The organism is Bradyrhizobium sp. MI1.7 (assembly GCF_055811795.1).
In genome coordinates, this window is the sequence record NZ_JBVVPO010000072.1 from 1 (window position 1) to 26747 (window position 26747).

Genomic DNA, 26747 nt, shown 5'->3' on the forward strand with positions numbered 1-26747 from the left:
TCGACCTCGGCGCGCCGGCGCGGGGGCATTAGGCCGCGCCATTCTCTGAGGGCCGAGCGCATCGGTTGCGACGCCGTCAGCGTCGACGGTTTTGAGTGCGGCGGCCACCCGGCGAGGACGATATTCCCAACATGATCCTGCTGCAGCGCGCGGTTTCCCAGAGCCGGCCGGGCGCAAAGATTCTGTATCTCCGTGCAGAGGTGAACAGCGTTCCGGATATCGGCGAGGTCCGATTGGCTGCCTCGCATCGTCCTATACTCTCGAGCGCTTGCGGCTGGTAAAGATCAGAGGGCTGACAATCCTTTCCGGGTGGCCGCTGTCCCTTGGAACCATCATCGGCCGCGCATGTTCGTTCCGGGCATCCTCGGAGACCCAGAGTGCGCAATTTGCCGATCCAGTGTTCGCACGTGCCCTCTACAAAGCGACCCCGCGCGAAAGCCATGGGTCGGACCGCCGCGCTCATTGACCAGCACAGGCAGCGTTCACCGCTTCGCAGCTCGAACAGGTTACCCTCACCCGTCGTCCGGGTGCACAGTTGGCCGCTGCAGATTCGGATGAACAGCCTGAACGAGCGCAACGCGCTCCCACCGATTGCGCTCGTCGGAGCCTGGCTCGCTCTGCTGCCCTTGCTGGCGCTGACCGTGGCACTGCGTAGCGCGGTGCTCAACGTCCATTGTCGGTCGTCAGCTCGAAGGATGTGATCTCGAACTTGCGTTCGACGAGTTGCAGGATATTGAGAGGCGGCAACTGGCGGGCTCTGGCCGTCGCCACCCCACTTGAACACAAATTCCGCAGTCTTGTGGTCGTCGGGCGCCCGCGATTGTTCCTGAAATCGCGCGTCGACCGGCCAGCATGGTCAGCGCGAGCCTTATAGCAATGTCCGTCGCTGTCGGATAGAGCGGCATCCTGCAGGTTCCTGAACTCCTGATCGCTCGCGCCCCGTCAGGAGCGTCCTTTCACCCCGCGCGGATGCGCCCCTTCATCGACCTGTTTGACGTGATAGCCGGCCGGAGGAGCTGGCCGCCTTCCTCGTCCCCAACTGGAACATCTGTGACAAGCCCCGTGCACTTCTTAGCTGATCGTGTGCGGCGCCCTCGCCGCTTTCGCCCTCGGCGGTGCAGACCTTGGTGGTCTTCACGGCGGACTCAGCTTCAGTCTTGGTCTTGTAGACGCCGTCGCCTACCACGGTAGTGGTGGTCGTATGGCGGTCCTTCCGCCTACGACTATGGCTACGACGAACCCTATCGCTGGGGCGGCGGCTACACCACGACCTACTACACGGCGCCCGTATCCTACGGCCACCGTTATCGCCGCGCTGTGCGTCCCGCCTACGCCTTTTACCGCGGATCCTATCCGGTCGTGCGGCACCGCTGGCATCGCCACCACCACTGGTGAAACTAGTCCATCCGAACGCAACCAAGGCCGCGCACCCGAAGGCGCGGCCTTTTCATTGGGGCCGGCCATCCGCTCACCAGTCGCCGAAGAACGGGTCGTGCCGTTCGAAGGCCAGCCGACGTTCGGGAGTTCTTCTCGACATCCTCGTCAGTCGCTTGACATGCGGGCGCGGCTCCGCCCGGGACTGGGTCTGCTTCTTGATCTCGGAAGGAGGCGCCGCAGGGAGGGCGGCCATCGCCTCCCGCAGCGGCTGCTGCGGTTCGTCGGGCATCTGCTCGGCCTGCACGACCTTCGGGGCGTCGGCGCGCGGACGCATGTCGAAGACGATCTTCTCCGGAAGACTTCTCGCCGAGCTGATCCGGATGGTCGTCCTGTCGGGATCGGTCGCGCCTTCGCGCTCGGTCGGGGCCGGCAGGTACCGGTCCGCGGCAAAGAGCAGCGTCAGCAGAAGCCCGCCTACGAATACGAAATATCGGATGATCGGCATGGACCGCCGTTCTCGGAATGAAGGATCGCGTTTGCGGCTGGTGCCGGACGTTGAGCGGGGCAGGCCGCTTTCAGGCGACGCGCCCCGATTCGCTTAATCCACTTCCTGGACCACGGTGCGCGTCGACGGGTCGACCAGCATCACGCGTTCGCCCGAGTAGACGCAGCGGTACTTGGTGAGCGAGGGGCCCCATTCCGCGGGCACTGCCTCGAGCTCGACATCGCGCGGCACCAGTGAACCGACGACGATCTTCTCGCGGCTCTGTATCGGACGGATGTTGTGTTCGGTGACGTAGGTACGGATCTTGGTGCGGTATTCGGGCTCGATCTGAACGGCAGCGGCATGGCCGGTGCCTGTGGTGGTGACCACCGTGGACTGCGCCATCGCGCCGGTCGAGATCATCGCCGCCATCGCGGTCAGTAGAAGCTTGTTCATGTTTTTCTCCTCGCCGGCATATGCGGCAGCGTCGAGAACCTTCGAATGATGGCAAGGTCCCCCCATGGGCGCCCGAAGAAGTATTCTTTTGCAGTCGAATCCGGGCCCTTCGCGAACTCGTTCTCGCGCGACGGAACATTCCGGCCAGACACTGGTTCGCCCAAGTTATCGGCGGCGCAGTTGTAGCTCCCAAGCAGGCGTTCGTTCATGTAGGGTCTGCTGATGTCATCTTCGGATCCAGTCAGGAGTGCTCACGATCGACGCCAACGACGGCTATTGATCGTGCTGGCTTTGGGATTTGTTGTTTTCGGCGCCGCTGCGGCCGCGCTCTTCTACGTCTTGCAGCCCGAGACCCTCCGGATCGCCGTCGGACCCGCAGGCAGCGACGATCATCAGGTGGTCCAAGCGATGGCCGAGGCTTTCGGAGAAGAAAGCAGGATGGTCAGGCTCTCCCCGATCACGACGGAAGGAGCGGCCGAATCCATGGCTCTGCTGGGCGCTGGCAAAGCCGACCTGGCAATCGGTCGCGGCGACCTTGGCATGCCTGCCGACGCGCAGACACTGGCCGTCCTGCGCAAGAACTACGTCGTCCTGTGGTCGCCCTCCGGGCGACCGGGCAAAGACTCCAAGAAGAAGGCCACCGGCAGGATCGGAGAGATCGCCGATCTGGCGGGTCGCAAGGTTGGCATCATAGGACGGACCGGAGCCAACCTCGCACTGCTACGGACCATTCTGGTGGGCTCCGGAGTGGAGCCGGACAAGGTAGCGACGGTCCAATTCGGGACCGAAGAAATCGAAAAACTTGCGCAAGACGCCACCCTCGATGCCTATCTCGCCGTCGGTCCGCTCGACAGCAAGATCACTGCCGCCGCGATCGCCGCGACTTCGCGATCGCGCGGAGCTCCGAAGTTTCTTCCGCTCGAAGCATCCGAGGCGATCGCTCTGAAGAACGCCCGCTACGAAGCCGAGGAAATTCCGGGCAGTGTCTTCAACGCGAAACCGGCCTGGCCGGAGGACAAGGTCGACACCATCAGCGTCAACCATCTCATCCTGGCCAGAAAAAAACTTTCAGAAGCCAAGGCGGCGGCCTTCTACCGGCAGCTTTTCGCTGTCCGCGACACGATCACGCAACGTGTCGCCGGCGCCGCGCACATCACGAAGCCCGAGACGGAGAAGGAGGCCGAGCCCTCCGTGCACCGGGGCGCCGCAGCGGTCATCAACGGGACCGAGCGGACCTTTCTGGACAAGTACGGCGACTACTTCTGGTTCGCCTTGCTTCTTCTTTCCGGGATCGGTTCGGCCGCCGCCTGGCTGCGTCGCTATCTGAACCGGGACGAGCGGGCCGACACCACCAGCCATCGCAACCGGATTCTCGCCGTGGTCTCGGAGCTTCGCGATGCCGGGTCCGAACAGGACCTTCTGACATCGCAACAGGAAGTCGACGCGATCATCGGCGAAACCCTGAAGTGCTACGATGATGGAGCGATCGAACAAGATGACCTGGCCGCATTCGGACTGGTCCTTGAACTGTTCGATCATGCCGTCGCCGAACGGCGAGCGGCGCTGCAGAGCGGCCCCGCCGATCAAGCAAAATCTCCGGGTCCAATCCTTGCCTCTCGCCGGTAGGCGCCCCCGCAGGACTGCCTCGTGGAACGTCTTGGCTTCGCCTTCTCAGGTCGGAGAATCAAACGGCGCGTGTTTGGATCTTCGTTATCGCCACCGTCAATTTTAGCGTCGAAGGACTCAGAAAAACCGACTGCTGGAACGGGTTCGGCGTTGGGTGAACAGCAATGATCTGATTTATCGTAAAACTTCCGCTTGATCATCAGGAGCTAACCTCCTCCAGCGTGCGGGCCGCTGGGATTCGCGTCCGGATGTTGCTCCCGCTGAGCCGTGCTGCGGAGCCGACCAAGGTTCTCAGCTCCATTGGAACTCCTCCTTGATAACCACCGTTGGATTTCCTGGAGGAGTTCATGGCCAGGGTCGAGAACGTGCGCCGGGAAGAATCGAATTTGAGCGCTTGGAGTATCGCCGCGGCCTTCGGCCTGCTGGCAGTGGCGTTCGTGATCGACCGTGGTGCGCCCCCGAGTGACGACGCGTCGCCGATGCCGCCCCAAGAAAAGGGCGACGCCTCGGCGGCCGGCTTGGCCATGGAAAGCGGAGACCACGGCCGACACGCCACATCGCCCAGCGAGATTCCGGCGAAAGGCTGGAAGGACATCCTGCTGCGCGTCTACAGCAACATCGGCAGGCACCGGATTTTGGCTCTGGCCGCCGGCATGACCTACTACAGCATTCTCGCGATCTTTCCCGCGCTTGCCGCTCTCGTCGCGATTTACGGCTTCTTTTCTGACCCGGGCAGCATAGCCAAGCATCTCGACGATATCTCCGGCTTCGTCCCAGGTGGCGCCATCGAAATCGCGCGCGAGCAGCTCACGCGGGTAGCCACGAAGGGCGACCGAACGCTTGGATTGACCTTCCTGGTGGGGCTTCTGATTTCGCTGTGGAGCGCGAATGCCGCGATGAAGGCGTTGTTTGACACCCTAAACATTGTCTATGGCGAGCAGGAAACGCGAGGCTTCGTGAAGCTCAACGCGATTTCGCTGTCGTTCACGCTCGCCGCCATCGCGTTCGTCCTGATCGCCCTCGGTGCGGTCGTGGCCGTACCCGTCATCCTCAACTACATGTGGTTGTCCAACATCGCCGAGCTCGTCGTTCGCTGGGCGAGATGGCCAGTTCTATTCGTTGCAGTTGCGCTCGCCTTGGCATCAGTCTACCGCTTCGGGCCCAGTCGCGAGGCCCCGCGTTGGAGATGGCTCACATGGGGCAGCATCGTGGCCACGCTGCTTTGGCTAGTTGCCTCCGCGCTTTTCTCCTTCTATGCGGCCAACTTCGGCACTTTCAACCAAACCTACGGGTCGCTTGGTGCGGCGATAGGCTTCATGACATGGCTTTGGATCTCGGCCATCGTGATCCTGCTGGGAGCGGAGCTGAACGCCGAGATGGAGCACCAAACGGCGCGCGACACGACGACCGGCGCGCCGGAGCCACTTGGTGCCCGGGGCACCCGAATGGCAGATACGGTCGCAGCGACCAAGGGCGTATGACCATGACGAACTTGCTCAAGCTTCCCACCTGGGCCGACGATGAACACATTCATGCCGTCGTCGAAACATCGCGCGGAAGCACCTGCAAGCTGGAATTCGATCCGGACCTGAAAGTGTTCGCGCTGGCGAAGCCGTTGATGACCGGTCTCGCCTATCCCTACGACTGGGGCTTCATTCCCTCGACCAAAGCCGAGGACGGCGATCCGCTCGACGTTCTGATCATCCATGATGCCCAGACCTTTCCCGGCGTCGTCCTGCGCTGCAGGCCCGTCGGCATTCTCGAGGTCGAACAGAAAAGCAAGGGCAAGAAGGAACGTAACGATCGCGTGTTCGCAGTCCCCGAGCGTTCCCCCTTGGAAACCGATTTGGAGGATGTCCGCAATCTTCCAGGACGAGCGCGTGAGGAACTGGAGCAGTTCTTCCGGGCCACCAACGCGCTTGAAGACAAGCAGATCGACTTTCTGGGCTGGCGTGGGCCCGGCCAAGCGATCAAGACGATCAAGCGGCTCTCCGTGAGGTAGCGAGCCATGGCCAAGGCCGATACACCCGAAGTCGCCAGCTGCTTCGCGAATAAGTGCACCGCTGCGCGGCGGCAATCCTTACCGGGCGAAGGCCTACTCGCGTGCGGCCGACAGCCTGGCTGCGCTTGCTGTCCCCTTGGACTGGCTGATCGAAGAAGGCCGTCTCAGCGAGATCCCGGCATGGGCGAGGCGATCGCGGACATCATCACCAAGCTCCACCGCACCGGAATCCATCCCAGCTTGGAGAAGCTCCGCAAGGAAATCCCGGCCGTGCCCGTTTCCGCCGACGAGAGCAACTGCCGCTTCAAACCGGCCTGGAAGCGGACCGATGCCACAAGCCGGCGCTGCAGAGCGCCGGCGACGTCCGCCCTGCTATAAAAGAACGCTCGATGGTGGGTTCGCCGGCTTGGCACGTTTTGAAGCAGAATCACTCTACATCCCGTCATCGTCCTGACCGCACGCTCACCGAGTTGGAGCGAATTTTCCTGCCGGCGCACAATGCTGAGGCCGTTCAACAGTGGGCTGTGCCTCGCCGCAATTGTCAAACGCGGACTGCCGCTGCTATGGCGGCATCGGGTTAGGTTCGTCGTCGAAGACGAGTCCGATCGGATGGCTGAAGACCTCGAATTCGCCGCCCCGCGCTATGCCGATGAGCGTGATTCCGCTGGCGTCGGCTGTGCGTATTGCCAGCGCGGTCGGAGCCGAGATCGCGACGATGAAGCCGGCGCCGATCGCCGCGGTCTTCTGCGCCAACTCGACCGAGACCCGGCTGGTGAGGATGATGGCGCCCGTGCGTCCCGGCGTCCCCTCCATTGCGAGGGCACCAGCAAGCTTGTCGAGCGCATTGTGTCGGCCGACATCCTCACGCACGGTCATGTTGCTGCCGCCTGGTACGAAGAAACCCGCCGCGTGGGTGGCGCGCGTCTGCTGGTTGAGGGCTTGTGACGCGGCCATGGTGTCAACGGCGGCGCCGATCTCTCCGGGCCTGAGGCGGATCTGCCGCACGACAGGACGAACGATGCGGCGGGCTTCGCGAAGGCTCTCGATCCCGCACAGGCCGCATCCGGTCGGCCCGACCAATTGCCGCTGCCGTTCCTTCAGCCGGCGTCCGGCTTTCGGCCGCAGCCATATGCGCAGTTCGATGCCGTGGGGGCCCGGAACGACCGTAAGCTCCTCTATCTCGCCGATGTCCTGGATGATTCCTTCGGTCAGGCTGAAACCGAGGGCGAGGTCGGTCAGATCGGCAGGCGTGGCCATCAGAACCGCGACGGTCGTTCCGTCGTAGACGAGGGCGACGGGACATTCCTCGGCCACCACGCGCTCGCCCCGCATACAGCTCGACGTGAGCTTCGGCATCCTGACCGAGGCCGTCGGTCCAGGTGAGCAATCGCGGCTAGGGAAGTGAGAGCCGTGCATGATGTTTGTCCTACGACGATCTATCGACGCGCGAGTCGCGGCAAGGTTCCGAACGTGCAGGAACTTGCAATCACCTCCCCGGTTCTCAAGGCGAGCTTGCGGAGATGAGGCCCGCCATGAGGCAAAAGGCAAAAGTTGAAAACTATGATGGTCCAGCCGGGGGCTGGGGTTCGCTGAAGGCAGTCACCAGCATTCTTACGCAGGAAGAGATCGCGATCCTCGGCAGCGAGATTCTGCTCAAGCAGAACAAGCCCAATGGATACATGTGCGTGAGCTGCTCCTGGGCTAAGCCGGCCAAGCCGCGTCCGTTTGAATTCTGCGAGAACGGCGCCAAGGCGACCGCCTGGGAAATCACGAGCAAGACCGTGACGCCGGAATTTTTCGTGCAACATACTCTGGCGGAATTGCGAGACTGGTCCGATCATCGACTGGAAGAGCAGGGGCGCCTGACGACGCCGATGCGTTACGACCGGGCAAGCGACAAATATCGGCCGGTCGGCTGGGACGAGGCCTTCCGGGACATCGGCGCGGAGCTGAACCGGCTCGATCCCCGTTCGGTCGTGATGTACACGTCCGGCCGTGCCTCGCTCGAAACGAGCTACATGTATCAATTATTCGGCCGCATGTACGGCACCAACAATTTCCCCGATAGCTCGAACATGTGCCACGAAACGACCTCGGTGGCGCTCCCGGAAGTGATCGGGGTCCCGGTCGGCACCGTGTTGCTGGAAGATTTCGAGACCACGGACTGCATCCTCTTCTTCGGCCACAACACCACCACCAACGCACCGCGCATGCTGCATCCGCTCCAGGAGGCGGCGCAGCGCGGCGTGCCGATCGTGACCTTCAATCCGCTGCGCGAGCGCGGGCTGGAGCGGTTCGTCAATCCACAAAATCCGGTTCAGATGATCGCTGGCGGCACGCGCATCAGCTCGCAATACTATCAGGTGCGGGTGGGCGGCGACGCGGCGGCGATCACTGGGATTTGCAAATGGGTGATCGAGGCGGACGATCTCGCGCGGGCGGATGGCAATCCGCGGGTCATCGACGTCGAGTTCATTCGGCAGCATACGGCAGGCTTCGAGGAATTTGCCGCCTTCTGCCGCGCGCAGGATTGGAACGAGGTCGAGCGGGCGTCAGGACTTTCACGGGGCGCGATGCGCGAAGCCGCGAACACCTACATGGCCGCGAAGGCTGTGATCGCGAATTATGGCATGGGCATCACCCAGCACAAGCACGGCGTCGAGACCAACAAGATGATCGTCAATTTGCTGCTGCTCCGCGGCAACATCGGCAAACCCGGGGCCGGTATCTCGCCGATCCGGGGCCACTCCAACGTCCAGGGCCAGCGCACGGTCGGCATCTCCGAGAAAACCAAGCTCGTGCCGCTCGACAAGCTTGCCGAGCTCTACGGCTTCGAGCCGCCGCGATGGGAGGGACTGTCCACGGTTGATGCCTGCGAGGGCATCCTGAAGGGCGACGTTCGCGGCTTCGTCAGCCTGGGTGGCAATTTCCTGCGGGCAGTTCCCGAGCGGTCCTTGATGGAGCCCGCGTGGTCCGGCCTGCGCCTGTCAGTGCAAATCGCGACCAAGCTCAATCGCAGCCACCTCGTGCCGGGTGAGGTTACCTATCTGCTGCCGTGCCTGGGCCGGATCGAGATCGACCGGCAGGCCAGCGGCGAGCAGGCGGTGTCGATGGAGGATTCCACTGCCTGCATTCACGGCTCGCGCGGCCAGCGCAAGCCTGTGGCCGAACATCTGCTGTCCGAGCCGGCAATCGTTGCCGCTCTGGCAAAGGCGACGTTGAAGCCCAATCCCAGGATCGACTGGGACGCCTGGATCGCCGACTATTCGCGGATTCGCGATGCCATCGAGCGCACCTATCCCGACCAGTTCAAGGACTTCAACACGCGCATGTTCCAACCCGGCGGTTTTCCACGGCCGCTCGGGGCGCGCGAGCGGAAGTGGAAGACGCCGAACGGCAAGGCGAACTTCACCGTTCCAAAATCGGCTTTCGCGCCGCCCCGCGAAACGGACGGCGTCTACGAGTTGATGACACTGCGCGCCGACGGGCAGTTCAATACGACGATCTACACCGAAGACGATCGCTTTCGCGGCATTGAGGGCAGCCGTTATGTCGTCTTCATGAACCCCGCGGACATGGAGGTAGACGGACTGAAATCGGGAGACACCGTCACGCTGGTGACGGAGGCGGGCGATGGCGTCGAGCGCAGCTTGAGCGAGCTCCAGGTTGTCCCCTACGGCATCCCCCGCAGAAGCATCGCGGCCTACTATCCCGAGTGCAATGTGCTCATTCCGCTTTGGCATCACGCGGAGGGCAGCAAGGTCCCTGCGGCAAAATCCGTTTCGGTTCGCCTGTTCAAGGACATCCCGCCTGAGATCCTCGAGGGCGGAGAGGCTCCGATTACGGCATCGTGAACGCCGTGGTGGATACCCACTTGGCCCGGGGTGCAGGACGATGAGAGACAGCGCGTCGGAAACTGTCGACATCAACGAGGCCGTTCACTTGTGCGTCGACATGCAGAACATTTTCGCTCCCGGCGGCTTGTGGGCGACGCCCTGGATGGAACGCGTCCTGCCGACCATCGCCTCGATAGTTTCGCGCCATCAGGCCAGAACGATCTTCACGCGATTCATCACGCCGCAGGCCCCGGAAGATCGCCCGGGACATTGGCAGAGCTATTTTCGTCGCTGGCGGCAGGCGACCCGAAAGCATCTTTCGCCATCCGCTCTCGAGCTCGTACCCGCCTTGAGCCGGTTCGTTCCGCCCGCCGCCGTCATCAACAAGCCGGCCTATTCCGCATTCAGCAATCCCGGGCTCGCCGGCCTGCTGATCGAGAAGAACGTCGGCACGGTCGTGATCACGGGCGCGGAGACGGACGTCTGCGTGCTCTCGACGGTCCTGAGCGCCGTCGACCTCGGCTTTCGGGTCGTGATCGTCGAGGATGCGCTATGCAGCTCGTCCGACGTCGGCCACGATGCGCTCATGACGATGTACCGCACTCGCTTTCACGGCCAGGTCGACCTGATGACCGCGGAAGAGCTGACGGAGTTCTGGCGGGAGTAGGGGGCGAACGGGATACGAAAAGCGGATGCGCGGGCGTCTTTGGTTAGTGTCGGGAATTATCGGTTTATGCGTGGCCGTTGCCGGCGTGTGGTTCATTACTGCGCCGGCGCGATTTGCCTCGGCGGAAGCGCAGGCCGTGTCCGACAGCGGCGATGCGGTGCGGGGCAAGCTAGTGTTTGCGGCGGGTGATTGTGCCTCCTGCCATGCCTCGCCGGGCCAGTCCGATCGCTTGCATCTTGGTGGCGGGCTCGCTCTTGCGTCGCCTTACGGAACGTTTCGGGCGCCGAATATTTCGCCGGATCTGGCCGACGGTATCGGGAATTGGACAGCGAAGGATCTCGCCAATGCGCTCCTGCGTGGCGTATCCCCGGACGGGCGTCACTATTACCCGGCTTTTCCCTACGGCAGCTTCGCGCATATGCGTCATGAGGATGTGCAGGATCTGATGGCCTATTTGCGAACGCTGCCCGCCGTGAAGGGGCGTCCGCCGGAACACGAGCTCAACCTGGTCTTCGGGATTCGCCGCTTCGTCGGGTTCTGGAAGATTCTCTATTTCAAGCCGGGTCCGATTGCGGCCGATCCGGCGCATGATGAAAGATGGAATCGCGGTCGTTATCTGAGCGAGGCGCTCGCTCATTGCGCGGAGTGCCATTCGTCCCGTGACATGTTCGGCGGCATCAAGGCGAGTACGCGCTATGCCGGCGGACAGGATCCTGTCGGTGCCGGCTTCTATCCCAACATCACGGCAGCGCGCCTTGGCGACTGGTCGGAGCCGCAGTTGGCGGAGATGCTGAAGACAGGGACTACGCCAAAGCACGCCAGGGTCGGCTCGTCGATGGCCGACGTGGTCACGAACACGGCCATGCTGCCCGAGAGCGATCGCGAGGCCATTGCGGCCTTCGTGAAATCGTTGCCATCCCGGCCGACGCCGAACCCCTGAAATATGCTCATTGCGCATAGAGATAGGCCGCGATGTCCCGCGCCTCGGATTCGGTGATGCCGGTGGCGGGCATCGCGGTGCGGGGCGAAAAGGTTTGCGGCGCAACGATCCACTGGACCAGATTGTCGGGCGCATTGGTCGCAACGCCGGCGATGTATACGCGCGACCTGAGATCGGCGAGCGAAGCGCCGACCTGACCGTCGCCGCCGGGAATGCCGGGGATCGCGTGGCACCCGGCGCAACCGTAGCGGCGGACCAACGCCGGCGCACGGGTCGGATCGCCCCCGGTCATGGCGCGGGCGACCGCTTCATTTTGCTGACGCTCACTCCGGGCGAAGCCTGCCGCACCCGCCGCGACGACGAGGAGACCCGCCGCTCCAATCGCGACAGCTGTCCGTCTAGAGCATGTGAAGGGCATCGGGCTGCTCCCTGCGTTGACCGGCTCGCCGGATCCAGAGCGCGATCAGCGCGAGCGCGGCGCCGGCATAGATCGTTCCCGCCGGTACCCACATGATGATTCCGGCCAGTTGCTGGTCCTCGAGCGGCGTCAGGCCCCACGCCGCCACGGCGTCCGATTGCTGCCGGTAGAGCAGGTGCGGCGCCAGTGCCATCAGCGCGCCGAGGATGCTGGTGTGTAGCATCGTCACGAACACGTGCCAAGCGGCGGCGCCGGTCTCGCTGCGTCGGAATACCGACCACCAGAACAGGATCGCGGTGAGGAAAAAGCTCAGATGCTGCGCCCGGTGCAGGAAGGCATTCTCGACGGCAGCATCGAACAGGGCCGGGGCGTGCCAGGCCCAGATCGCGACCCCGTGCAGGAGCGTCGCGTTGCGGCCCGCGCTCAGCGAGGTCCAGAGCCGCGTGGTGAGCGGATGCCGCATCGCTTGGCCAATCGCCAGGCGCATGCGTCGCGGCAAGGCCCATAGCAATGGTCCGACCGGCGGTGCGATTGTAAGCAGCGGTGCGGCGACGGCCATCAGGATCTCGTGCTCGATCATGTGGAACGAGAGGAGACGTTCTCCAAGCCAGTGCAGTGGCGACACCAGCGCGGCGGCCAGCGCCAGCCAGCCCGCACCGCAGACGACATCTCGCCACATGTATCTGCGGCCTTTCCGGGCCAGCACCAGAATGCCGATGCCGTACATGAGGCCAAAGACCGCGAGCGGTAGCACGATCCACGGATCGAACGTCCAGTTCGGCACCGCCGTATCAGCCGCCGACCCATGCGCGCAGGCTGCGCGGGGCGCGCACAGAGCGATCGTGGCGAGGGCTATCTTTCGCATCCGGTCAGCACCAGGGATGCGACGCCCTGCATCAGCAGCGCGAAAGTGAAGATCGTTGCGGAGAGTGCGCTCACGCCGGCGCCGAAGTCGGCATTGGCCGACCGAAGCTCGGCATTGCCAGCCGTCTGGCGCGGAAACAACCATGAGGTCAAACCTGCCGAGAGGCGAGCGCTGTACCGACGAATGACGTGATGGCGGAAATGTGGAGCTGCGAGCGGCAATCAGCATACGGCAGGATCTGTCCAAGCTGCATGTTGGCAGCCCAGATCAGCGGCGCGAACCAGAGACCTGCCCAGATTGAGAGCTTGGTCAGGAGCTTTGATGTGCTCATAGCCGTGCCAGCCAATAAATGCAGCCATAGATCGGAAGCCAGGTCGCGACGACAAAGTTCCAATACATGGCGTTATCCTGGACATCGCCGAACCGCCTCGAGTTCGGACCGTGCCGCGTGAACATCAGTGCGGCCAGCACCAGGGTGTCAACGAGATCGGTGATGATGTGGGTGGTGTGGAGGCCGAGCAGGATCCACACCACCGAGCCGTAGGCGTTGCTGTCCCAGCTCACCTTGAGGGCGGGGAATTCGAAGATGCGCACGATCAGCGGAGCGATGCCGAGGATCGACATGATCACCATCCCAATCCGCACCTTGCGCAGGTCCTGCCGCTCGGCCCAGTGCGAGACAAGGATATTCGGCACCAAGCTGACCAGAAGGATTAACGTCACCAGCGTGCCCGGCAGCAGACCGGGCGGCGGTGCATTGATCGGCCAGACCGTCGCCAGGCTCATCAGATACAAATAGACGGCGATGGCGAGGGCGAAGCCGGTGCCTTCGATCAGCATGAAGGCGAGCGTGCCCCACCAGGTGAGGCTCGCTGCGCCCATGCCATGCAATGGCAATTTGCCGAGATCGAGGACGATCCTTTCCCTCATGCTTCGTCCTCCGGCGTGCCCTTGGGCCAGAACCAGCCGCTCAGTGCTATCGCAACGGGGATCGATCCCCAGACTACGGCCCAGGGCGAGAAGATCGACCAGATCAGCATGACCGTGGTCGCAATCGCCGCCCAGAGCGGCCAGATCGAATGTTGCGGGGAGGACTCGCGCGCCTGCGGTTCCGCGGTCGCGAGCGAGGTCACGACCAGTTCGCGGCGATCGGTGCGCAGGCCGTCAGCCACCGCAAGCATGTCGCGGTTCTCCCACAGCGGGTGCAGGCTGCCGACAACCGGGATCATCGCGAAATTGTAGCTTGGCGGCGGCGATGTCGTTGCCCATTCCAGCGTGGCTGCGTCCCAGGGGTTGTCGGGCGCAACCTCTCCGAAGCGCGCACTGCAAAGCACATTGATGAAGAAGAGCAGGAAGCCTGCGGTGAGAACCACCGCGCTCAGGCTGACGAAAAGGTTGAGCCCGTGCCATGGCAGGTCGGGCTGGTAGGTGTAGATGCGGCGCGGCATGCCCTCCAGCCCGAGGATATGCATCGGAAAGAAGGTCGCGTTGAAGCCGACGATGATCAACCAGAACGACCATCGCCCCAGCGCCTCGCTCATCATGCGTCCCGTCAGCTTGGGAAACCAATAGTGGATAGCGCCGAGCAGAGGAAACACGGCGCCGCCGATCAGCACGTAGTGGAAATGCGCGACGACGAAATAGGTGTCGTGCACCTGGGTGTCGAACGGCACCGAGGCGACCATCACGCCGGTCAAACCGCCTATCACGAAGGTGACGATAAAGCCGATGATGAACAGCAGGGGTGTCTTGAACACCGGCCGCCCGTCCCACAGCGTCGCCAGCCAGCAGAACATTTGGATGCCGGCGGGAATCGCGATGGCCATGCTGGACGCCGTGAAAAAGCTGTCGCCGAGCCGTGGCAGGCCCGCCACGAACATGTGATGCACCCACAGGCCGAAGGCGAGGATGCCGGTCGCGATCAGCGCCATCACGAGGCCGAGATAGCCGAAGGCCCGTCGCCGTGCGAAGGGTTCGAGCATGGTCGAGACCATGCCGGCTGCAGGTAGGAAGATGATGTACACCTCGGGATGGCCGAAGAACCAGAACAGATGCTGCCAGAGCAGCACGTCGCCCCCCTCGGCCGGATTGAAGAAATGCGTGCCGACGAGACGGTCGAGGATCAGGCTGGTGCTGGCAACCATGATTGCAGGCATCGCCATGATCACGAGAAAGGACGTCACCAGCATTGCCCAGACGAACACCGGAATGCGGTCGAGCGTCATGCCGGGCGCGCGCTGTTTGAAGATCGTGACCACCAGCTCGACCGCGATGGCGAGCGCGGACACCTCAGTGAACGTGATCATCTGCGCCCAGATGTCGGCGCGCTTGCCGGCGGCATATTGCGGGCCGGACAGCGGAACATAGGCGAACCAACCGACATCCGGCCCCATGTCGAGAGCGAAAGCGCTCCAGAGCAGTGCGCCGCCGGCGAGATAAATCCAGTAGGAAAAGGCGTTCAGACGCGGAAAGGCGATGTTGCGGGTGCCGACCATCAGCGGAACGAGATAGACCGCGACCGCTTCCATCACGGGCACGGCGAAAAGGAACATCATGTTGGCGCCGTGCATGGTGAAGATCTGGTTGTAACGGTCGGGACCGAGCAGGCGCGCCTCCGGCTGCGCGAGCTGGATTCGCATCAGGGCGGCCAGCACGCCGCCGAGGGCAAGGAAGACGAAGGCCGTGAAGATGTAGCGGCGGCCGATGATCTTGTGATCGACGGTTGCAAACGCGCCCCAGAATCCGGATGGCGTTTTCCACGTCTCCTCTAGCGCACCGGTCAAACGCGCGCGCTGGAGATCGATGTCTCCCGTATCGAACGCCGTGGTGGGATGTTTCATTTCAGGCTCGCCAGATATGCGGACACCGCGCGCAGCTCGTCAGGCGTCAGCGGCACCATCGGCATGTTGTTGCCGGGCTTGATGGTCTGGGGATCGGCGATCCAAGCCGCGAGCGAGCCGCGCGTGGTTTCGAACAGGCCGGCTGCGATGGTGCGGCGGCTGCCGACATGGGTAAGGTCCGGCCCGGTTTTACCCGCCGCCGCGGTGCCGCGCACCGTGTGGCAGGCCGCGCAGGGTTTTGCCAGGAAAGTCTGCAAGCCAGAGGCGATATCTGCTTCGGCCGGCTGGATTGCCGCCTGCCGCTGCGCACTCTCCCATTTGTCGAAATCCTCCTGCGGTTCGGCAATGACCAGCAGCGCCATATGGGCGTGCTGCATGCCGCAGAATTCCGCGCACTGGCCGCGATAGACGCCGGCGTGCTCGGCGCGGATGGTGAGCTCGTTGGAGCGACCGGGAACGAGATCCTGCTTGCCGCCGAGACTCGGCACCCAGAACGAATGGATCACGTCGAGGCCCTCGAGCTTGAGGCGCACGTTGCGGCCGACGGGAATGTGGATCTCGTTGGCGGTCTCGAACCTGTTGGACGGATCGGGGCCGATATATTCGAGGCCCCACCACCATTGCAGGCCGCGCACCCGGATCGTCAGATGGTCTTCCCCGGCGACCGCGAGCGCGCGTGTCGCGACGAAGCTCATGATGGTGAACGTGCTGATGATCAGGACCGTTGCGACGACGGCGCCGATCACCGCGATGGTTATCCGCCGCTCGTTCCCGCGCGCCGGTCCGGCGGGCCGGTCGTCGCGGCTGTGCCACAACGCGGCGATCAGTGCGACCATAACCAACATCCAGACCACGGAGCAGATCGCGACGATCATGATGATAAGATGCTTGAGGCTGTTCGCGGGGGCACCGTGGACGTCGAGCGCGGATTGCCAGTTGCCGCCGCAGGCTGCCAGCGGCGCGGCGAGCATCGCGCTCAAACCGGCTTTGCCGATCGCGCGGATCACGGTGTCGGTCCTTGGTCCGGATGGACGGGCGAAGGGCCTTCGTCGAACAGCAGCTTTGCCGGTGCGCGGTTTTCGGATGGCCGTGTCTGCTTCTCGTCGTTGCGGCTCGGCGCGGCGGTCTTGCCTTCATAAGAGCCGATGGTCTGCACATAGCCCGCAAGCTGCCAGATTTGATCCGTGGTCATCTTGTCCCCGAAGGGGGGCATGCCGTGCGGCCGCCCATCTCGGATCGAGGCGAAGATCGAGACCGTCTCGGGACCGTAGTACCACCAGCCGTCGAGGAAGCCAGGGCCGCTGCCGCCCTGGCCGTCGCCATGGCAGCTCTTGCAGCCGAACCACGAATAGAGCCGCTTGCCTTGGCTGAGATTGTAGGCGTTGGTCTCATAGGGCTTGTCGAGCGCGAAATAGACCTCCGGCGGCGCGCCGCCGATGCGGTTCGGCATCAGCGCGACCTTGTCGAGCGCATTGGCAATCGGCGGGTCGAGCCGCAACTGCCGCTCTTCCCGCTGGCATCCCGCCAAGGCGGCTGCAAGACCAAGGAGAACGATGCGCATCCGCTTCATCTGATCGCTTGAGTTCAGGAACTGTGATCGTCAATCGGCTCGTCGAACCTAGGTTCCCCGCGTTCAATTGACGTTGTCGCTCAACATGTTGCGAAAGGCCGTGGCGACGGCGGCAAAGCCGCTCGCGCCATGCATGAGCGCGATCTCGCCCTGTTGCTCGTGACGAATGGCATGAGCCATGATGCGCAGGCGCAGGTCTCCGTGGTCATGCCACATCTGGTCGGCCATCCTGACGGCGCCGGCGTGATGCCTGCTCATCGCATCGATAAACATCGAGTCGAACTGGTCGGCCGGCGCCGCCTTGACCTGCCGCATCTCGACCAGTGTCAAGAAGCCCGGCATGGTCGCACGTTCGTCCGTGCTGCAATCGGGCATCTCGCTGTCGAACCAGCTCAGCCACCAGGTCTCCAAAATCCGGTTCTCGCCGGCCTGGCTCGCGACCATCAGCATCGCGAGCTTTCGCAGATGCGGATCCTGTCCGCGCTCCGCGGCGATCCGTGCCAGTTCGATGCCCTGGGCATGATGCGCGGTCATATGACGGATGTAAGTCTGGTCCGCATCCCGGTCTCGCCCCATCCATGGCGGCTCGTAACCGTGGCTACCGAACAGCGCGACCGCGCCAAGCAGCGCGATCACGGCCAGTGCTGCCGTGATCCAGGCGTTGGTGAAGCGAACATCGCGCGCGGGTGCCGCGCCTCGCCTCCAGCGCAGCCGCGCAAACAGGGGATACATCACCGCCGAGGAGCCGTGGACGAGCAGCCCAATCCAGTAGGGCTGCAGCAGTGTGAACAGCGGCTGCCAGAACGGAAACAGCGGCACCAGCACGAACCATTCCATACTCGAAGAGAATACGGCCCAGGGGAGGGCGAGCACCAGAATCGCGGACGGGCGCAAATCCGCGGTCCAGCGTCCGAGCACGCCGAAGAAGAAGACCGCCCAGGAAAAGTCCGCCCATTGGTGGAAGGCGATCCCTGTGATGATTGCGCTCCACGGCGGCTCCGGACCGAGCGCCCAATCGCGCGCGGGAATGGCGGCGACCGGTCATCCAGTCGACCGCGGCATCGCGGCCGATGCGGGCGGCGAAGAGCTGGCTGACGACCGTGGAGAAGGAGCTGCTGATAAGGCCGAGTTCGGCAGCGGCGATCCAGCGCGAGCGCCGACGCGAGGGGCCATCATCAGCGGGGCGTGCATTGAAAATGGTTGACGGCGCGGCGGCGTTCACGTCAGCTGGTTGAGTTTCTTCAACGGATTGAACTCGCCGGGCTTGCCCTGTTCGTCACGGCCGGGCTCCGCTTGCTCCTTGCCTTCCTCGTGGAGATCCTGATCCCCGACGATCTCGCCGACGGCCTGTTTCGCCTTGCCGGTGATCCGCTGCCCCAGGTCCTTCGTCTTGCTCATGGTCCGCCTCCAACCTCTCGCCGCTACCCGGCGCCCAAGGGGTGAATGAGCGCCGGAGCCACGGTTTCGTTCAACAAGCTTCCGGCAGCAGGGGGGACGCCGGAAGCGTTGATGAGACTCTCTGACGCGCGAATGGTTCCCTTCCTGCACCCTCACCGCGGCGCGAGCGCGACGATCACGCCTTCATTGCCGCGAAGCAGGACGGATGCGTCCGGTAACGATTCAGGTGGCCGGTCCAAATGAGTCGATATCAGCAAACGACCATGGCATTGCCAGCGCCATTTCCGCGGCTCGGCGGCGATGTTGAGCGCGACAAGAATGTCGTTCCGCTGATCGATCCGCCTGTAGGTAAGAACGTCGTTCTGCGATCGAAGCGGCTCATAACCGCCCGAGTGCAGGCACGAATGCTCACGACGCAGCGCCATCAATGCGCGAAACAGGGCCAGGATCGAACGTTCGTCGCGTTGCTGCTCCGCCACGTTGGCGGCACCCTCGGGCGGCTCCAGCGGCAGCCATGGATTGCCGGTGGTGAATCCGCCGTTGGTGCTGTCATCCCATCGCATCGGCGCGCGTTCGGGATCGCGGCAGAGGCCATGGTCTGGAACTAGCTTCTCGAAGGGATCGCGGATGCGGTCGCGGGGAATAGGAACGCGCTTGCGGCCGATCTCGTCGCCCGCGAAGAAGAACGGCGTTCCCCGCAGCGTCATCAGCAGCATCGCCAGCACGCGCATCTGCGCTTCGCCGATCTTGCTCGCGATCCGCCGCTTGTCGTGGCCGCCGATCACCCACGCCGGCCAGGCATGTTCCGGGATGGCGTTGAAATACGCATCGATGGTTGCCTGCAGCGACAGTGCGTCCCAAAGCGAGTCGAGCAGCGCGAAATTGAGCGGCAAATGCAGGCGCGGGCGGTCGTTGCCGTAAAAGTGCCCGATCCGGTCGGTCTTGCCTTGGACTTCACCGCACAACATCCGTCCCGGATAGCTGTCCATCACCTCGCGGATGAATTCGATGCAGCCCATCGTCTGCGGCCGGTCGTCGGTAAACACGGGCGTCTGACGCTGCGGCGGCGGTTTGCCCTCAGCGTTTGGGTTGGGCGGGTTGTCGCGCAGAAGTTCGTCCTTGATCAAAACTGCGCTGGCATCGACGCGAAAGCCGTCGACGCCGCGGTCGAGCCAGAAGCGCATGACATCGGCGAGCGCGGCGCGCACTTGCGGGCTGCGCCAGTTCAGGTCGGGCTGCTCGACCAGGAAGGAATGATAATAATATTGCCGCCGCGCCTCGCACCATTCCCAGGCGCTGCCGCCGAAGCGGCTCAGCCAGTTGTTGGGCGGACCGCCATTCTCGGCCGCATCGGCCCAGATGTACCAATCGGCTTTGGCGCTGTTCGGTGAGCTCGAACTATCGACGAACCACTTGTGGTCGTTCGCGGTGTGATTGGGCACGAGGTCGAGGATCAGGCGAATATTCGCCGCGTGCAGCGCCTTCAGGAGGTCGTCGAACTCATCGAGGCTGCCAAAGACGAGATCGATCGAACAATAGTCGGAGATGTCGTAGCCGAGGTCGCGGAAGGGGCTCCTGTAGATGGGAGTCAGCCACACGGCGTCGACGCCAAGCCATTTCAGGTAGTCGATGCGAGACATCAGCCCGGCGAGGTCGCCCTTGCCGTCGCCGTTCGAATCCTGGAACGAGATCAGTGCGATTTCGTAGATGACCGCGGTTTCCCACCACGCTCCTTCGTCACGTGCCTCGACGCTCATTGCCCTGCTTCACCCCCGTCGTGCTTCCTCAGGTCCTTCCCGTCTTGGCGTGCGCTGCGATCTGCTTTGCCGCAATTCTCGCGCTCTCAATGCCCTTGGGGAAACCGCTGCGGGTCGGATAGAGCCTGCGCCTTGCATCGCGCGGCGGCCGCCGCGGCTTGGTGTCCTGCGCGGCGCGGTAGTCGAGCACGGCGATGCCGCCGACCATCAGCAGCGCCAGTGCGACGTTCCCCTTCCGGGGATTGTCCGCTGTCAGGCCGGAGAGCAGCGCGGCGGCATCGAGGCCGTCGCCGCCGACACGAGCCCACAGGCCGGCGTTCTTGTCGACCGAGAGCGACATGATCCCGGTCATAATCTCCCGCGCGCCGAAGGCACGGACCAGCGTCTCACGACCTTCCATGCCCAGCGTTTCGGTAACGCGCCGCGGCGCGAACAATTCCACAATGCCAAGACCGATGCTGAACCAGCCCAACGCGCGCGCGAGCTGGTCTTCGGGCCGCTTCAGGCTCGGCCCGCCCGCGACGATCTTCGGGTCGCCCTTGGTACGCACGATATTGGAGAAATGAAACATGGTCTTACTCCTCAGGGCCTCAGCACAACCTTGACGCAGGAGTCGCGTTTGTCGCGAAACACCTGGTACATCTCGGGGCCTTGGCTGAGCGGGACGGTGTGGGTGATGACGAAGGACGGGTCGATCTCGCCCTCTTCGATCCGGCGGAGCAGGTCGTCGGTCCAGCGGTTGACGTGGGTCTGGCCGGTACGCATCGTCAGGCCCTTGTTCATGAACGCGCCCATCGGAAGCATGTCGGAGAACCCGCTGTACACGCCCGGCACCGAGATGATGCCGCCGGGCCGGCAGACATAGATCATCTCACGCAGCACGTGCGGCCGGTCGCTCTCCACCATCACCATCTGTTTGGCGCGGTCGAGCAGAGTGTCGGGCAGGGAAGCCATCACATGGGATTCCATCCCGACGCAATCGATACATTTTTCAGGCCCTTTGCCGTCGGTAAGCTCCTTGAGCCGCTCCAGAACGCTTTCGTTCTCGAAGTTGATGGTGGTGGCGCCGCCAGCCTCGGCCATGCTGAGCCGCTCGGGCAAACAGTCGATCGCGATCACCTGATTGGCGCCGAGCAGGATGGCGCTGCGGATTGCCATCTGTCCCACGGGACCGCAGCCCCAGATCGCGACCGTGTCAGTCGGCTCGATGTCGCATTGCACGGCAGCCTGCCAGCCGGTCGGGAAGATGTCGCTGAGAAACAGCAATTGCTCGTCGGGAATGCCGGCAGGCACCTTGATATGGGTGGCGCCGGCAAAGGGCACGCGCAGATATTCGGCCTGGCCGCCGGGATAGCCGCCGGTCAGGTGCGTGTAGCCGAACAGGCCTGCTGTCGTGTGCCCGAACACCTTGTCGGCCAGATGGCGGTTGCGGTTGGTGGTCTCGCAAACCGAAAAATTGCCGCGCTTGCACTGGTCGCATTCGCCGCAAATGATCGTGAAAGGCACGACGATGCGGTCGCCCTTCTTTAGCTTGCCGTCGACGCCCGGGCCGACCTCGACGACTTCGCCCATGGTCTCGTGGCCCATGATGTCGCCCGGAAGCATGCCCGGAATGAAGTTGTGAAACAGGTGCAGGTCGGAGCCGCAGATGGCGCAGCTCGTGACCTTGATGATGGCATCGCGCGGGTCCTGGATCTCCGGATCGGTGACGGTGTCGCAGCGGACGTCCTCCTTGCCGTGCCAAACCAGCGCCTTCATCTTCCGTCCTCCGGGCTGAACCAGTTGGCATCTAAGTCAAGAGATGAACGATAGTTGCTATCGCCGCGCGCAAATTCTTCGCGCTGCACCGGTTCGCGCGAAAAGCAATGCAAATAGGAACGAGAGAGTAAGACAGGGGTTGGGCGTGATCAGCTCAAGCGAGGACGCACTCATGCCCGCCAACCAACTCGCCGTCGTCACCGGCGCTTCCACCGGTATCGGCTTGGAGCTCGCAAGTTGCTGCGCCCAGGCCGGTTTCAATCTCGTCATCGCCGCGGACGAGCCCGCTATCGAGCGGGTGGCCGTCGATCTGCGCAGGCTCGGCGGCAGCGTAGAGCCAGTCGAGGCCGATCTCGCTACCACGGAAGGCGTCGACAAGCTCTGCGCCGCGATCGGAGACCGGCCGATCGACGCTCTCCTTGCCAATGCCGGCATCGGCCTCGGCAAGGCATTCCTCGACCAGGATTTTGCCAGGGTGAAACACCTTATCGACACCAACATCACCGGCACGCTGTATCTGATCCACCGCGTCGGCAATGAAATGTTCCGCCGCAATGCCGGACGTATCCTGATCACCGGCTCGATCGCCGGCTTCACGCCCGGCAGTTTCCAGGCGGCCTATAACGCCAGCAAGGCATTTCTGGACTCGTTCTCGTTCGCGCTGCGCGAAGAGCTGCGCGACAGCGGCGTCACGGTCACCTGCCTGATGCCGGGCGCCACCGAGACCGAGTTCTTCCGCCGCGCCGAGATGATGGACACCAAGGTCGGCACCGAGCCGAAGGACGGCGCCTACGACGTCGCCAAGGCCGGCTTTGATGCGATGCTGCGCGGGGATTCCGATATCGTCACAGGGCTGAAGAACAGGATCCAAACCACGGTCGCCAACGTCACGCCGAACGAGATGCTGGCCAGGCAACATCGCAAGATGGCAGAGCCTGGCACGGCGAAGTCGTAGCGGTGCATCTTGTTACATATCTGGGTCGTCCTGCTAAGCCTTGCCCAGGTGGGGTGGCTGACTTGGAGTCGTCGGTCTCGGGCGGGGTGCGCCTGCGAGCACGACGACAGTGCGTCGACCGTGCCAGACTTCGTCGGTGTATTCGGGAAGTTCGATTCGCTCGATCTCGGTTTCGCCGGCATTGTCGAACAGGCAGAGCTCGACCTTGGTGGCATGGGCTGAAAACAGCGCGAAGTTCACGCCAAGTCCGTCCCAAGTGGCGCCCAGCGGAAACGCTTGCCTCAGTGGTGCGGCGCAGGCTCGACGCCACCCGGGTGGGGCCTCGTCTGAATGTACCGGCTGATCCATGGTGCCCCCACAGGAAACCGTTAGGAATCAGGCGCGGTCGCCGCCGCATCGGTTGCGATCTGCTCGCCGCCGGTTGCCGAAGCGATCACTGCGGCAGGCGGCACTTCGGCCGGCTCGGGCAGTTCGGTCGCCCTCTCTGCCTCCTTGCTGACCGCGGACAGCGAGTTGCCGATCCGGCCGACGATTGCGGTCAGCTCGGCATTGGAGAGTTTCAAGCGCTTTCGGACGAGGCGCACCTGGCTAGAGTCGGTCAGGTCGAGCTTGTTGCGGATTGGGTGAGGCTTCGAGCGGCGCATGGCGGCAACTCCTGTCTGCTATGCCAACTGCAGCTCGGTAATCCCGTTCCTGATTGCGCTGGAAGCAGTCAGCCGACTTACTCGCTGTCCCGGTCCTTCTCACCGCGCCCCTCGCGGGCCCGGTAGACTGCGGCCCTCTGCGGCTGTCCGCTGACGTCGCGAAGGAAGACCGGATGGAGCACGTCGTTCCTATGCAAAGCAGCTTCGTTGAAGGTTGGTCGTCGCTTCCGATGGCCCCCGGAACGGGACCCCCGTCAACCTGTTGTAGCGGCGCCGTGCCTGGCGCGAGAGCGGACCTGATGGAGCGCGATGTCCCTTGATTGCCTGATCGTCGGCGGTGGCCCCGCAGGGCTCATGGCTGCCATCTATCTGGCGCGCTTCCGGCGTAGCGTCTGCCTGGTCGACGCCGAGGCAAGCCGCGCCGCCCTGATTCCGCGCAGCCATAATCTGCCCGGTTTCACCGGCGGCTTGTCCGGACCGGAGTTGCTTTCGCGGATGTCCGCCCAACTGTCCGAGCTCGAGGTCCCCGTGATTCGCGCCGAGGTTACCGCCCTGGCGCGGAGCGAGCGTGGTTTTCGTGCGACCTGGAACGGGGAATCGATCGATGCGGCCGCCGTCGTGCTCGCCTGCGGGATCGTCGACACCCATCCTCCCTTCCAAGAATGGCGCGGGGCCGTGGCCGACGGGCTCTTGCGATACTGCCCCGTCTGTGACGCCCACGAGGCCATCGGACGTCGCATCGCCGTCGTAGGGCCGCTGGACCAGGCGGCGGCCAAGGCCCTGTTCCTGCGCGGCTACTCTCGGGACGTGACACTGCTCGCAACCCGGCTGAATGGGGACAATCTGAAGCCCGGGCTTGCCGAGGCGGGGGTTCACCTCGTCGAAGCATCCGATCTGAGCTTGCGGCGAGCCGGTCACAAGCTCGAAGCCGTCTATGAGGGCAGAACGGTGGAGTTCGATGTCATCTACCCTGCGATGGGCGCCGAAGTGCGATCGCAGCTCGCGTTGTCGCTTGGCGCGGCGCATACCGAGCAGGACTATCTTGAGGTCGATGATCATCAGCGTACGTCGGTAGCCGGTCTGTACGGGATCGGCGACGTCGTGACGGATCTGCATCAAATTTCCGTCGCCTTTGGTCATGCCGCCCTGGCGGCCTGCACGATCCACAACAGCCTGCCGCGACGGCTGGCGTAACCGAGCCTCAAATCGTCTTCATGAGGAACGAATGGCCCTGCCTCAGCTTTCTCCGTCCTCACCGGGCCAATATGGGTGCTCAAGTCCGTGTCTTTAGAATTTGTGCCAACGATGTCTATGTTGGCCGTCGCTGCGACGCAGCTAGATGTCGATTGATAGGGGCAGACCGGAAGTTGCGGGTGAACGCAAAAAAGAGCGTTCCTGACCCGAAGGCGACATCACACGCTCCAGCGAAAAAGCAGAGATACATTGTGCGCCGCGCTACGAGGCGATCTTAGCCGCTTAGGGACGGCTTTATCAGTGCGACAGGTGCGGCGAACGCATTCGGGAAGAGTAACGCCGCGCCCGGCCAGACGTTGGACTCGGGGGGCCGTTCAATCCGAATCGACAGCAGTGACTAACCCCCAAGCGGCGCTCCGAGCAATTGCTCATACTGGCCTCTGACCGTTTCGTAGCACTCGCAGGCGCTTTCGCGCAGAGCTTCGACATCGACGATTTCTATATGGCCGCGCCTGTACTTAACGATTCCGGCTTCCTGAAGTGTACGCGCAACAGTTGTTACGCTTGGACGCCGAACACCGAGCATCTCAGCTAAAAATTCCTGAGTAAAAGGAAGTTGGTCGGATCCGGCTAGATCGCGGGCCCGCAACAGCCAGCGACAAAGCCTGGCTTCGACTTCGTGATTGGCCATGCAAGCTGTTGATTGCTGCGCTTGGGCGAACAAGGTCTGCTCATGTCTCATAATCTTAGAAATTAATTTCTCTGACTGCATTGCAGCGCTTCTGAACGCGCTCGGATCGCAAACCATCGCATCGCCGCCCAATTGAACAATGGCACGACACATTGCGACTTTTCCATCTAATGCCGACGCGATGCCGACAGCGCCATCCCTACCGACCATCGCGGCCTCAGTCATTTCGCCGGTCGTTAACGTCGAAACCAGTGAGACCACTGCGCTTGTTGGGAAGTAGACTGCGCTGATCGTGTCGCCGGTCTCATACAGCACTGTTTTTTGCTGAAGGTGAATGGCTTTGAGATGAGGTTTCAGGGCTGCTTTGTCGCCCTCTGGCAACGACGCAAGAATCGCGTTTAATTGCAGCATGTGTTGCGCTCCCGCATGCAGGCGGGAGTGCAAGAACTCTCAGTTGCCGACGCCCGATACAGTGGTCGGCAATGAACACATCCTAACAGGTTAAACGTCGAGAGTACGTACGGTGGCTGACACTTCGCGGTCTGTTTTTGTGTCTTCTTTTGTCTCGTCCAAGCCAGCACTTCCCATGCTGTGACGCACCATCAAACCCGCCCAAAATCACGATTTTTGAGTCATCCGGCGTACAGACACAACTCAGTTCTGGGAGATAAAAACGGTTCCGTGGCCAGCTTATCAGATGGGTTTGCTATGGGCCAGGTACGCCGCCGGATCAAACACAAAGAGACTTTTGAAGAGCGATTAGCGCAAGAGGCTGCGCGGTATAGGTACGCGGCCGAAGAGCAGCCGGTCGGCAGTATGGCGCGGGAACTGCTTTTGCGCCGTTCACGACAGGCAGAAGCCGCCTCTCAGATGAACGATTGGCTAAAGGCGCGCGGCGTGCAAAGCCCGAAATAGGTCCACCATGCCTTGGGGATATTACGCCTACGTCATTGACGACAACGGCCACGTTGCCAATCGTATCGAGATCAATTGCGGCGACGACGACGAGGCCATTCGATGCGCTAAGCGATTGGTCGACGGGCACGCGATAGAGCTATGGCAAGAGACGCGTCAGGTGGCGACCTTTACGCCCAAGAGCGAGCAATGAAAGTTCGAACTCCTAAAATGCCGATCATGGTGCAGGTTGCGGACATACTTCGCCGGGCGCGGAAGCTTCCCCCCGGACCGGCCCGAAATGACCTTCGGCAACTAGCGCAGGGTTTGCTGAAGCTCCATCGGGCGGGCATTCGTGCAAGCGTGCAGATCATC

At 63.0% G+C, this 26747-nt stretch carries 27 protein-coding genes and 3 pseudogenes; 11 read left to right on the forward strand and 19 right to left on the reverse strand.

All coding sequences use genetic code 11. The annotated features are described in order from the left end of the window. A pseudogene (locus AC0L3X_RS38695) lies at positions 1 to 152 on the forward strand (nitronate monooxygenase); the annotation flags it as partial. 402 nt (positions 153 to 554) lie between these two features. After that, positions 555 to 701, forward strand: a complete 147-nt coding sequence (locus tag AC0L3X_RS38700) for a hypothetical protein (protein WP_161495759.1) — start codon at positions 555 to 557, stop codon at positions 699 to 701. A 767-nt stretch (positions 702 to 1468) separates the two neighbouring features. On the opposite strand, the gene AC0L3X_RS38705 is transcribed toward AC0L3X_RS38700, so the two are convergent. The 3 genes from AC0L3X_RS38705 to AC0L3X_RS38715 form a co-directional block, all read right to left on the reverse strand. Further along, the gene (locus tag AC0L3X_RS38705) at positions 1469 to 1882 is read right to left on the reverse strand and encodes a hypothetical protein (protein WP_354100512.1); all 414 of its coding nucleotides are present in this window, start codon (positions 1880 to 1882) and stop codon (positions 1469 to 1471) included. 93 nt (positions 1883 to 1975) lie between these two features. Beyond that, positions 1976 to 2317, reverse strand: coding sequence for a DUF1236 domain-containing protein (locus tag AC0L3X_RS38710; protein ID WP_473317298.1), 342 nt, complete (start codon positions 2315 to 2317; stop codon positions 1976 to 1978). Further along, positions 2314 to 2526, reverse strand: coding sequence for a hypothetical protein (locus AC0L3X_RS38715; protein WP_354100513.1), 213 nt, complete (start codon positions 2524 to 2526; stop codon positions 2314 to 2316). The genes AC0L3X_RS38710 and AC0L3X_RS38715 overlap by 4 nt, the downstream gene beginning before the upstream one ends. Positions 2527 to 2539: 13 nt before the next feature. Here AC0L3X_RS38715 and AC0L3X_RS38720 point away from each other — a divergent pair, with 13 nt between their 5' ends. The 4 genes and pseudogenes from AC0L3X_RS38720 to AC0L3X_RS38735 form a co-directional block, all read left to right on the forward strand. Next, positions 2540 to 3943: a TAXI family TRAP transporter solute-binding subunit gene (locus tag AC0L3X_RS38720; RefSeq protein ID WP_354100514.1), complete on the forward strand. Its 1404-nt coding sequence runs from the start codon at positions 2540 to 2542 to the stop codon at positions 3941 to 3943. Between the two features lie 347 nt (positions 3944 to 4290). Further along, the gene (locus tag AC0L3X_RS38725) at positions 4291 to 5424 is read left to right on the forward strand and encodes a YihY/virulence factor BrkB family protein (protein ID WP_473317300.1); all 1134 of its coding nucleotides are present in this window, start codon (positions 4291 to 4293) and stop codon (positions 5422 to 5424) included. A gap of 2 nt (positions 5425 to 5426) precedes the next feature. Further along, positions 5427 to 5945 carry an inorganic diphosphatase gene (locus tag AC0L3X_RS38730; RefSeq protein ID WP_354100516.1) on the forward strand — a complete coding sequence of 173 codons (519 nt, stop codon included), beginning with the start codon at positions 5427 to 5429 and terminating at the stop codon, positions 5943 to 5945. Positions 5946 to 6006: 61 nt separating this feature from the next. Further along, a pseudogene (locus AC0L3X_RS38735) lies at positions 6007 to 6212 on the forward strand (DNA polymerase/3'-5' exonuclease PolX); the annotation flags it as partial. 294 nt (positions 6213 to 6506) lie between these two features. Here AC0L3X_RS38735 and fdhD read toward each other — a convergent pair. Beyond that, positions 6507 to 7301 (reverse strand): formate dehydrogenase accessory sulfurtransferase FdhD, encoded by a 795-nt coding sequence (gene fdhD / locus AC0L3X_RS38740; RefSeq protein WP_201266130.1) that lies wholly within the window; start codon positions 7299 to 7301, stop codon positions 6507 to 6509. A 176-nt stretch (positions 7302 to 7477) separates the two neighbouring features. On the opposite strand from fdhD, the gene AC0L3X_RS38745 reads away from it, so the two are divergent. Genes AC0L3X_RS38745 through AC0L3X_RS38755 form a run of 3 tightly spaced genes read left to right on the forward strand, consistent with a single transcriptional unit; the run spans position 7478 to position 11388 of the window. Then, positions 7478 to 9799, forward strand: coding sequence for an FdhF/YdeP family oxidoreductase (locus AC0L3X_RS38745; protein ID WP_456679770.1), 2322 nt, complete (start codon positions 7478 to 7480; stop codon positions 9797 to 9799). 40 nt (positions 9800 to 9839) lie between these two features. Further along, positions 9840 to 10448: a cysteine hydrolase family protein gene (locus tag AC0L3X_RS38750; RefSeq protein ID WP_085399092.1), complete on the forward strand. Its 609-nt coding sequence runs from the start codon at positions 9840 to 9842 to the stop codon at positions 10446 to 10448. A gap of 25 nt (positions 10449 to 10473) precedes the next feature. After that, complete coding sequence (locus AC0L3X_RS38755) at positions 10474 to 11388, forward strand: c-type cytochrome (RefSeq protein ID WP_354098833.1); 915 nt, start codon at positions 10474 to 10476, stop codon at positions 11386 to 11388. A 7-nt stretch (positions 11389 to 11395) separates the two neighbouring features. On the opposite strand, the gene AC0L3X_RS38760 is transcribed toward AC0L3X_RS38755, so the two are convergent. From AC0L3X_RS38760 to AC0L3X_RS38815, 12 genes are all read right to left on the reverse strand, one after another. Continuing rightward, positions 11396 to 11806: a c-type cytochrome gene (locus tag AC0L3X_RS38760; RefSeq protein WP_085399090.1), complete on the reverse strand. Its 411-nt coding sequence runs from the start codon at positions 11804 to 11806 to the stop codon at positions 11396 to 11398. Next, positions 11787 to 12671 (reverse strand): cytochrome c oxidase assembly protein, encoded by an 885-nt coding sequence (locus AC0L3X_RS38765; protein WP_085399089.1) that lies wholly within the window; start codon positions 12669 to 12671, stop codon positions 11787 to 11789. Before AC0L3X_RS38765 ends, AC0L3X_RS38760 begins: the two co-directional genes overlap by 20 nt. A gap of 148 nt (positions 12672 to 12819) precedes the next feature. Continuing rightward, positions 12820 to 13002, reverse strand: a complete 183-nt coding sequence (locus AC0L3X_RS38770; RefSeq protein WP_354100517.1) for a hypothetical protein — start codon at positions 13000 to 13002, stop codon at positions 12820 to 12822. Beyond that, complete coding sequence (locus AC0L3X_RS38775) at positions 12999 to 13601, reverse strand: cytochrome c oxidase subunit 3 (RefSeq protein ID WP_354080616.1); 603 nt, start codon at positions 13599 to 13601, stop codon at positions 12999 to 13001. Before AC0L3X_RS38775 ends, AC0L3X_RS38770 begins: the two co-directional genes overlap by 4 nt. Beyond that, complete coding sequence (gene ctaD / locus AC0L3X_RS38780) at positions 13598 to 15511, reverse strand: cytochrome c oxidase subunit I (RefSeq protein ID WP_354098832.1); 1914 nt, start codon at positions 15509 to 15511, stop codon at positions 13598 to 13600. Before ctaD ends, AC0L3X_RS38775 begins: the two co-directional genes overlap by 4 nt. After that, positions 15508 to 16482: a cytochrome c oxidase subunit II gene (gene coxB, locus AC0L3X_RS38785; RefSeq protein ID WP_354098857.1), complete on the reverse strand. Its 975-nt coding sequence runs from the start codon at positions 16480 to 16482 to the stop codon at positions 15508 to 15510. The genes ctaD and coxB overlap by 4 nt, the downstream gene beginning before the upstream one ends. Positions 16483 to 16514: 32 nt before the next feature. Then, on the reverse strand, positions 16515 to 17081 hold the full coding sequence (locus AC0L3X_RS38790; protein ID WP_354080612.1) for a c-type cytochrome: 567 nt from the start codon (positions 17079 to 17081) through the stop codon (positions 16515 to 16517). A gap of 63 nt (positions 17082 to 17144) precedes the next feature. Next, the gene (locus AC0L3X_RS38795) at positions 17145 to 17975 is read right to left on the reverse strand and encodes a DUF305 domain-containing protein (RefSeq protein ID WP_354100518.1); all 831 of its coding nucleotides are present in this window, start codon (positions 17973 to 17975) and stop codon (positions 17145 to 17147) included. A 324-nt stretch (positions 17976 to 18299) separates the two neighbouring features. Further along, positions 18300 to 18479, reverse strand: a complete 180-nt coding sequence (locus AC0L3X_RS38800) for a CsbD family protein (protein ID WP_354100519.1) — start codon at positions 18477 to 18479, stop codon at positions 18300 to 18302. Between the two features lie 152 nt (positions 18480 to 18631). Then, positions 18632 to 20236 (reverse strand): alpha-amylase family glycosyl hydrolase, encoded by a 1605-nt coding sequence (locus AC0L3X_RS38805; RefSeq protein ID WP_354266999.1) that lies wholly within the window; start codon positions 20234 to 20236, stop codon positions 18632 to 18634. Between the two features lie 28 nt (positions 20237 to 20264). Next, positions 20265 to 20807, reverse strand: coding sequence for a hypothetical protein (locus AC0L3X_RS38810; protein WP_085399081.1), 543 nt, complete (start codon positions 20805 to 20807; stop codon positions 20265 to 20267). Between the two features lie 11 nt (positions 20808 to 20818). After that, a complete protein-coding gene (locus AC0L3X_RS38815) occupies positions 20819 to 21994 on the reverse strand; it encodes a zinc-dependent alcohol dehydrogenase (protein ID WP_085399080.1) in 1176 nt (391 codons plus the stop codon). A gap of 172 nt (positions 21995 to 22166) precedes the next feature. On the opposite strand from AC0L3X_RS38815, the gene AC0L3X_RS38820 reads away from it, so the two are divergent. Beyond that, positions 22167 to 22949 (forward strand): SDR family NAD(P)-dependent oxidoreductase, encoded by a 783-nt coding sequence (locus tag AC0L3X_RS38820; protein ID WP_354100521.1) that lies wholly within the window; start codon positions 22167 to 22169, stop codon positions 22947 to 22949. Positions 22950 to 23066: 117 nt separating this feature from the next. Here AC0L3X_RS38820 and AC0L3X_RS38825 read toward each other — a convergent pair. Both AC0L3X_RS38825 and AC0L3X_RS38830 read right to left on the reverse strand, forming a co-directional pair. Beyond that, a pseudogene (locus tag AC0L3X_RS38825) lies at positions 23067 to 23297 on the reverse strand (glycogen debranching protein GlgX); the annotation flags it as partial. Positions 23298 to 23317: 20 nt separating this feature from the next. Next, on the reverse strand, positions 23318 to 23593 hold the full coding sequence (locus AC0L3X_RS38830) for a DUF3606 domain-containing protein (RefSeq protein WP_085399079.1): 276 nt from the start codon (positions 23591 to 23593) through the stop codon (positions 23318 to 23320). A 309-nt stretch (positions 23594 to 23902) separates the two neighbouring features. Here AC0L3X_RS38830 and AC0L3X_RS38835 point away from each other — a divergent pair, with 309 nt between their 5' ends. Next, positions 23903 to 24787 (forward strand): NAD(P)/FAD-dependent oxidoreductase, encoded by an 885-nt coding sequence (locus AC0L3X_RS38835; RefSeq protein ID WP_085399078.1) that lies wholly within the window; start codon positions 23903 to 23905, stop codon positions 24785 to 24787. A gap of 397 nt (positions 24788 to 25184) precedes the next feature. Here AC0L3X_RS38835 and AC0L3X_RS38840 read toward each other — a convergent pair whose 3' ends face one another. Further along, on the reverse strand, positions 25185 to 25889 hold the full coding sequence (locus AC0L3X_RS38840; RefSeq protein ID WP_085399077.1) for a Crp/Fnr family transcriptional regulator: 705 nt from the start codon (positions 25887 to 25889) through the stop codon (positions 25185 to 25187). Positions 25890 to 26747: the final 858 nt, after the last annotated feature.

Bases quoted from the DNA above. Each gene is read 5' to 3' on its own strand.
- AC0L3X_RS38700 (WP_161495759.1), top strand. From the start codon at position 555: ATGAACAGCCTGAACGAGCGCAACGCGCTCCCACCGATTGCGCTCGTC.
- AC0L3X_RS38705 (WP_354100512.1), bottom strand. From the start codon at position 1,882: ATGCCGATCATCCGATATTTCGTATTCGTAGGCGGGCTTCTGCTGACG.
- AC0L3X_RS38710 (WP_473317298.1), bottom strand. From the start codon at position 2,317: ATGAACAAGCTTCTACTGACCGCGATGGCGGCGATGATCTCGACCGGC.
- AC0L3X_RS38715 (WP_354100513.1), bottom strand. From the start codon at position 2,526: ATGAACGAACGCCTGCTTGGGAGCTACAACTGCGCCGCCGATAACTTG.
- AC0L3X_RS38720 (WP_354100514.1), top strand. From the start codon at position 2,540: ATGTCATCTTCGGATCCAGTCAGGAGTGCTCACGATCGACGCCAACGA.
- AC0L3X_RS38725 (WP_473317300.1), top strand. From the start codon at position 4,291: ATGGCCAGGGTCGAGAACGTGCGCCGGGAAGAATCGAATTTGAGCGCT.
- AC0L3X_RS38730 (WP_354100516.1), top strand. From the start codon at position 5,427: ATGACGAACTTGCTCAAGCTTCCCACCTGGGCCGACGATGAACACATT.
- fdhD (WP_201266130.1), bottom strand. From the start codon at position 7,301: ATGCCGAAGCTCACGTCGAGCTGTATGCGGGGCGAGCGCGTGGTGGCC.
- AC0L3X_RS38745 (WP_456679770.1), top strand. From the start codon at position 7,478: ATGAGGCAAAAGGCAAAAGTTGAAAACTATGATGGTCCAGCCGGGGGC.
- AC0L3X_RS38750 (WP_085399092.1), top strand. From the start codon at position 9,840: ATGAGAGACAGCGCGTCGGAAACTGTCGACATCAACGAGGCCGTTCAC.
- AC0L3X_RS38755 (WP_354098833.1), top strand. From the start codon at position 10,474: ATGCGCGGGCGTCTTTGGTTAGTGTCGGGAATTATCGGTTTATGCGTG.
- AC0L3X_RS38760 (WP_085399090.1), bottom strand. From the start codon at position 11,806: ATGCCCTTCACATGCTCTAGACGGACAGCTGTCGCGATTGGAGCGGCG.
- AC0L3X_RS38765 (WP_085399089.1), bottom strand. From the start codon at position 12,671: ATGCGAAAGATAGCCCTCGCCACGATCGCTCTGTGCGCGCCCCGCGCA.
- AC0L3X_RS38770 (WP_354100517.1), bottom strand. From the start codon at position 13,002: ATGAGCACATCAAAGCTCCTGACCAAGCTCTCAATCTGGGCAGGTCTC.
- AC0L3X_RS38775 (WP_354080616.1), bottom strand. From the start codon at position 13,601: ATGAGGGAAAGGATCGTCCTCGATCTCGGCAAATTGCCATTGCATGGC.
- ctaD (WP_354098832.1), bottom strand. From the start codon at position 15,511: ATGAAACATCCCACCACGGCGTTCGATACGGGAGACATCGATCTCCAG.
- coxB (WP_354098857.1), bottom strand. From the start codon at position 16,482: ATGCTCGCCGCGCCGCTGGCAGCCTGCGGCGGCAACTGGCAATCCGCG.
- AC0L3X_RS38790 (WP_354080612.1), bottom strand. From the start codon at position 17,081: ATGAAGCGGATGCGCATCGTTCTCCTTGGTCTTGCAGCCGCCTTGGCG.
- AC0L3X_RS38800 (WP_354100519.1), bottom strand. From the start codon at position 18,479: ATGAGCAAGACGAAGGACCTGGGGCAGCGGATCACCGGCAAGGCGAAA.
- AC0L3X_RS38805 (WP_354266999.1), bottom strand. From the start codon at position 20,236: ATGAGCGTCGAGGCACGTGACGAAGGAGCGTGGTGGGAAACCGCGGTC.
- AC0L3X_RS38810 (WP_085399081.1), bottom strand. From the start codon at position 20,807: ATGTTTCATTTCTCCAATATCGTGCGTACCAAGGGCGACCCGAAGATC.
- AC0L3X_RS38815 (WP_085399080.1), bottom strand. From the start codon at position 21,994: ATGAAGGCGCTGGTTTGGCACGGCAAGGAGGACGTCCGCTGCGACACC.
- AC0L3X_RS38820 (WP_354100521.1), top strand. From the start codon at position 22,167: ATGCCCGCCAACCAACTCGCCGTCGTCACCGGCGCTTCCACCGGTATC.
- AC0L3X_RS38830 (WP_085399079.1), bottom strand. From the start codon at position 23,593: ATGCGCCGCTCGAAGCCTCACCCAATCCGCAACAAGCTCGACCTGACC.
- AC0L3X_RS38835 (WP_085399078.1), top strand. From the start codon at position 23,903: ATGTCCCTTGATTGCCTGATCGTCGGCGGTGGCCCCGCAGGGCTCATG.
- AC0L3X_RS38840 (WP_085399077.1), bottom strand. From the start codon at position 25,889: ATGCTGCAATTAAACGCGATTCTTGCGTCGTTGCCAGAGGGCGACAAA.